Origin of the sequence: Actinotalea ferrariae CF5-4, from assembly GCF_000603945.1 — a bacterium.
GTDB lineage: Bacteria > Actinomycetota > Actinomycetes > Actinomycetales > Cellulomonadaceae > Actinotalea > Actinotalea ferrariae.
The window spans coordinates 1-4,936 of record NZ_AXCW01000213.1 but is presented as its reverse complement, the minus strand read 5'-3'; the positions used below and the strand labels follow the sequence as shown (position 1 = coordinate 4,936).

The following is a 4,936-nucleotide window of genomic DNA, read 5'->3' as shown; positions in this document are numbered from 1 at the left end:
GGGGGGCAGGGCCGGCGGGCAGGAGCGGCAGGTGTGTCGTGCCTGCGGTCAGGCAGACGGGCCGCGGTCAGGCGGGCTCGTCGTGGCGGCGGTAGACGTCGCTCATCCGGCCGGTGGGGTCCAGGCGCTGCAGGAGTGCGTCGGTGATCTCCTTGAGCTGCGCGACCTGCTCGGGGGTCAGGGCGTCGACCACCAGCTCGCGCACCGTCGCGACGTGCCCGGGTGCGGACTCCTGCACGGTGCGCCACCCCTCCGCGGTCAACCGCGCGTTGGTGGCGCGGGCGTCGTCGGCGCACGGGAAGCGCTCGACCAGGCCGCGCTCCTCCAGCCGGCGCACCACGTGGGAGAGGCGGGGGAGCGTCGCGTTGGTCTGCGCCGCCAGCCCCGTCATGCGCAGCGTGCGCTCGGGCGCCTCGGACAGCATCGCGAGCACGTAGTACTCGAAGTTGGTCAGCTCGGCGTCGCGGCGGAGCTGCTGGTCCAGCCGCCCCGGCAGCAGCTCGAGCACGGCTGCCAGCCGCACCCACGCCGCGAGCTCCTCACGGGTCAGCCACCTCGTCTCCATGGCGAGCATTCTGCCTGAGGTTGTTGGAACAACCAACTGCCTGCTAGGGTTCAGTTGTAGCAACAACTAAAGCCTCGGCGCCACGAGCGCCCGACAGCAAGGAGAACGCCATGAGCACCGTCAGCATCCTCGGGACCGGGAACATGGGCTCGGCCATCGCGGGCCTCGTCGAGAAGGCCGGCCACGCCGTCCAGCTGCTCGGCAGCCAGGACGCCGGCACCCCCGTCACCGGCGACGTCGTCGTCCTCGCGGTGCCCTACCCGGCCGTGGAGCACGTGCTCGCCCAGCGCGCCGACCAGCTCGCCGGCAAGGTCGTCGTGGACATCACCAACCCGCTCGACTTCGAGACCTTCGACTCCCTCACGGTCCCGGCGGACTCCTCGGCCACGGCCGAGATCGCCGCGGCGCTGCCGTCGTCGCGCGTGGTGAAGGCCTTCAACACGAACTTCGCCGCCACGCTCGCCTCCGGTGTCGCCGGCGACCAGCTCACGACGGTGCTGCTCGCGGGGGACGACGCCGACGCCAAGGCCCAGGTCGCGGACGTCGTCACGGGTGCCGGCCTGCGCGCCGTCGACGCCGGCTCCCTGCGTCGGGCCCGCGAGCTCGAGGCCGTCGGCTTCCTCCAGATCACCCTCGCCGCCGCCGGCAAGACGGCGTGGACCGGGGGCTTCGCCCTCCAGGCCTGACCAGACGGGGCCCGCGTCCCGACCGGCGCGCCCGCCCACCCGCGACGTCCCGGACCGCGACCAGGTCCGGGACGTCGCGCCGTGCTCGACCCGCCCCCGCAGCCCCAGGAGCCTTCCGTGACCGCCTTCCCCGAGCCCACCGTCGCGTGGGCGGACGACGACGACACCCGCCCCCTCGTCGTCCTCCTGCACGGCCGCGGCGCCGACGAGTCCGGGATCCTCGGCCTGGCCCGGTACCTCCCGCCGACGGCGTCGTACGCGGCCGTCCGCGCGCCGATCGCGGAGAACGGCGGGTACGCCTGGTTCGCCAACCGGGGGATCGGGCGCCCCGTGGCGGAGTCCCTCCGCAGCACCCTGACGTGGTTCCGGGAGTGGCTGGACACGGTGGCGCCGGCGGGTCGGCCCGTCGTCCTCGTCGGGTTCAGCGGCGGTGCGGCCTTCGCCGGGGGCCTCGTCCTGGACGACCCGCAGCGGTTCGCCGGTGCGGCGGTCCTGCACGGCACGCTGCCCTTCGACGCCGGCGTGCCCGTCACGCCCGGCCACCTGGAGCGCGTGCCCGTCTTCCTCGCGCGCGGTGCCACGGACGTGGTCATCCCCGCGGACCTCCTTGACCGCACGTGGGCCTACGTCACCGGCGAGTCCGGCGCGGTCGCCCGCACCCACCTGGACCCGGGCGGCCACGGGCTCACCGCGCCCGCCGTCAACGCGCTCGCCGCCTGGGTCGAGGACGTGCTCGCGGGGCGTCCCGGTCGCGCCTGACGGGTGAGGGCCCCGGCCGTGGCTAGCCTGCGACCATGCCCGCGAGCCCGAGCCGGCGGACCCGGTACGCCCGGCGGCGCCGTCGTCGGATGGCGGCCGTCGAGCACGACCTGCACCCGGAGCAGTGGGCGGCGCTCGTCGAGGCCTGGGGCGGGTGCGCCTACTGCGGCGCGACCGGGGTCCCGCTGCAGCGCGACTGCGTCCTGCCGATCTCCCGCGGCGGCCGGTACACCCTGGAGAACATCGCCCCGGCCTGCGCGTCGTGCAACGCCAGCAAGTGCAACGACGAGGTCACCGGCTGGCTGCGCCGCAAGCGCCTCGACGAGCGCACGTTCCTCGAGCGGCACGCCCGCATCCAGGCGGACCTGCGCGCCCTGACCCCGCCCTGACCCGCGCCCACCGGGTCTGGAGCGAGGCTGGTGGGTGACGGCGCCCCGCCCCGAGGCCGCCGACGTCGTCGCGTGGCTGGCCGAGGACTACGGCCTCGGCCGCGGTCACGCCATGGCTCTGTGGCACGTCATCAGCAAGGGCCCGGGGATCAGCACGAAGCACGTCGGCACGGACGGCGTCCACCGCGACGCCTCCGACACGCTCTGGCTGGACGGCAAGGCGTCGCGCCCCGCGGTGTGACAGGGCCGTCCACCTCGAGGGAGCGGAGAGGCGTGCGAGCGGGGGCGCGCCCGATCAGCCGCGCGTAGCGTCCGGGGCATGAGCTCCGACGAGCAGCGCAGCGGACAGATCGTCGACGTGCTGAGCGACGCCTTCCGGGACCTCATCGACGCGGACGCGCGCGCCTTCCGCCGCAAGTTCCGCGCCATGGCCGCCGACCCCTTCGCGTTCTACCGGGGCACCGCGTGCCTCTTCTACGTCGACCTGGTCGGCACGGAGGACCGCTGGGCCGACGAGCGCACCGGCCGGGTCTGGATCCAGGGCGACCTGCACGCGGAGAACTTCGGCACCTCCATGGACGGGCACGGCGTCCTCGTCTTCGACGTCAACGACTACGACGAGGCCTACCTCGCCCCGTTCACGTGGGACCTGCGCCGCATGGCGGCGAGCCTCGCGGTCCTGGGCTGGACCAAGGCCCTGCCCGACGCCGTGATCCGCCGGCTCATCGAGGTGTACCTGCGGGCCTACCTGGACCAGGTCCACCACTTCGTCGAGAGCGATCGGGACCACGAGTGGTCGCTGCGGCTGGGCACCGCCCGCGGGGCCGTCCACGACGCCCTGCTCGAGGCCCAGCTGAAGACGCGGGTCGGTCTCCTCGACGAGGTCACCGTGATCGAGGACTACCGGCGCCGGTTCCGGGAGTCGCCCCACCTGCGGGTCCTGGAGGACGAGGAGCGGGACGCCGGCGTCCGGGCCTACGAGGCCTACGTCGAGACCCTGCCCGGGTCCAAGCGCCTGGGCAGCCTGACCTACGAGCTCAAGGACGTCGTCGGGGCGTCCGGCTTCGGGATCGGCAGCGCCGGGCTCCAGGCCTACAACCTCCTCGTGGAGGGGCACACCCAGGCGCTGGAGAACGACGTCGTCCTGAGCATGAAGCAGGGCGCGGTGCCGGCCGCGGGGCGGGTCGCCCCGGACGAGGAGGCCGAGCGGTACTTCGAGCACCAGGGCCACCGGACCGCCGTCTCCCAGCGCACCCTCCAGGCGCACCCGGACCCGTGGCTGGGGTGGACGCGGATGGAGGGCGGCCCCCAGGACGGCGTCGGGTTCGTGGTCAAGGAGCTGTCCCCGTACGAGGCGGACCTGGACTGGGAGGCGCTGTCGGAGCCCGACGAGCTCGCGGAGGTCCTCGAGCAGCTCGGCCGGGCGACCGCCAAGGTGCACTGCGTGTCCGACGTGGACAGCCCGGACGTGCCGCTCGTCGACTTCCAGACCGAGGACGCGATCGCCGACGTCGTCTCGGGCGCCGAGGACGAGCTGGTGGAGGACGTCGTCGAGTTCGGCATGACGTACGGGGAGCGCGCCCGTGCGGACCACGCCCTGTTCGTGGACGCGTTCCGCAACGGGCGGTTCGAGCACGTCGACCCCGAGGCGGGCTGACCCGCCGGCCCGACCCGCCGGGCTGACCCGCCGGGCTGACCCGCCGGGCCGGCGCCGCCCCCGGAGAGTCGCGCGGTCAGCAGCGGCTGTGGCCCGGCGCGCACCACCGGTGCGCGACGTCGACGACGAGCCGCGAGCCGTCGCCCGGACCGTCGAGCACGAACACGCGGAACGGGAGCCGGGCGCGCACGCCCAGACCGACGGAGGTCATGCCCTCGAAGCTGCCGGCCCAGACGACGTCGCGGAAGGTCCGGTACCCGGAGGTGTTCACGAGGCGCCCGTCCGGGAGGAAGAACGCGTCGGTGGCGATGACGCCCGCGTGGGCGACGACCTGCAGCCGGGCGCCGCCGCGGACCGGGACCTCGAAGCCCGACCCGTCCTGGACGACCGCGTCGACGTACCGCACCGAGTACCCCTCGATGGGACCGTCGGCGTCGAGGACCAGCCGGTCGAAGCAGGCGTGCCGGCCGGCGCGGATGTTCGTGACCTGGGCGGCCGACATGTCCGGGTCGCGCTCGGCGAGCGATCCCCAGACCTGGCCGCAGTAGGGGTGGGCCGACGCGGCGGGGGCCGCGACGACCGTCAGCCCCAGCAGCATGGCGACGGCGGCGAGGAGCGAGAGCAGTGGACGGCGCATGATGCCACCAACCTTTTTGTCCTGTTATGGGTCCACGACTCGCACGGTCCTCCGGCGGCGGGGACGTGTCAACGGGCGTGCGTTGCGGTTCGGCAACGGTCCCGCCGCGCACAACCGAGAACCGGCCCGCATGCTGGACGGAAGGGGGCTGCCACAGCGGCCCCGGCACACCCGACGTGAGGAGTGGACCGTGACGACCCAGGTCGAGAAGTCCCTGATCGTGAACGTGCCCGTGTCCGTGGC

Annotated in this window: 6 protein-coding genes and 1 pseudogene; 5 read left to right on the top strand and 2 right to left on the bottom strand. The window is 74.1% G+C overall.

Annotated elements, in window-relative coordinates; translation table 11 throughout:
* Positions 1-67: 67 nt before the first annotated feature.
* Positions 68-565, bottom strand: a complete 498-nt coding sequence (locus N866_RS14665; RefSeq protein ID WP_034227662.1) for a MarR family winged helix-turn-helix transcriptional regulator — start codon at positions 563-565, stop codon at positions 68-70.
* A gap of 110 nt (positions 566-675) precedes the next feature.
* Here N866_RS14665 and N866_RS14660 point away from each other — a divergent pair, with 110 nt between their 5' ends.
* The 5 genes and pseudogenes from N866_RS14660 to N866_RS14640 all read left to right on the top strand — a co-directional run bounded on the left by N866_RS14660 (position 676) and on the right by N866_RS14640 (position 4,056).
* Entirely contained in the window at positions 676-1,251 is a 576-nt protein-coding gene (locus N866_RS14660) for an NADPH-dependent F420 reductase (RefSeq protein WP_034227658.1), read from the top strand.
* A gap of 117 nt (positions 1,252-1,368) precedes the next feature.
* Complete coding sequence (locus tag N866_RS14655) at positions 1,369-2,010, top strand: alpha/beta hydrolase (protein WP_034227657.1); 642 nt, start codon at positions 1,369-1,371, stop codon at positions 2,008-2,010.
* A 35-nt stretch (positions 2,011-2,045) separates the two neighbouring features.
* Positions 2,046-2,399: an HNH endonuclease gene (locus N866_RS14650; RefSeq protein ID WP_081802680.1), complete on the top strand. Its 354-nt coding sequence runs from the start codon at positions 2,046-2,048 to the stop codon at positions 2,397-2,399.
* Between the two features lie 64 nt (positions 2,400-2,463).
* Positions 2,464-2,640: pseudogene (locus N866_RS14645) on the top strand (DUF4287 domain-containing protein); the annotation flags it as partial.
* A 78-nt stretch (positions 2,641-2,718) separates the two neighbouring features.
* Positions 2,719-4,056 carry a DUF2252 domain-containing protein gene (locus N866_RS14640; protein WP_034227654.1) on the top strand — a complete coding sequence of 446 codons (1,338 nt, stop codon included), beginning with the start codon at positions 2,719-2,721 and terminating at the stop codon, positions 4,054-4,056.
* A 76-nt stretch (positions 4,057-4,132) separates the two neighbouring features.
* On the opposite strand, the gene N866_RS14635 is transcribed toward N866_RS14640, so the two are convergent.
* Positions 4,133-4,693 carry an AMIN-like domain-containing (lipo)protein gene (locus tag N866_RS14635; RefSeq protein ID WP_034227653.1) on the bottom strand — a complete coding sequence of 187 codons (561 nt, stop codon included), beginning with the start codon at positions 4,691-4,693 and terminating at the stop codon, positions 4,133-4,135.
* Positions 4,694-4,936: the final 243 nt, after the last annotated feature.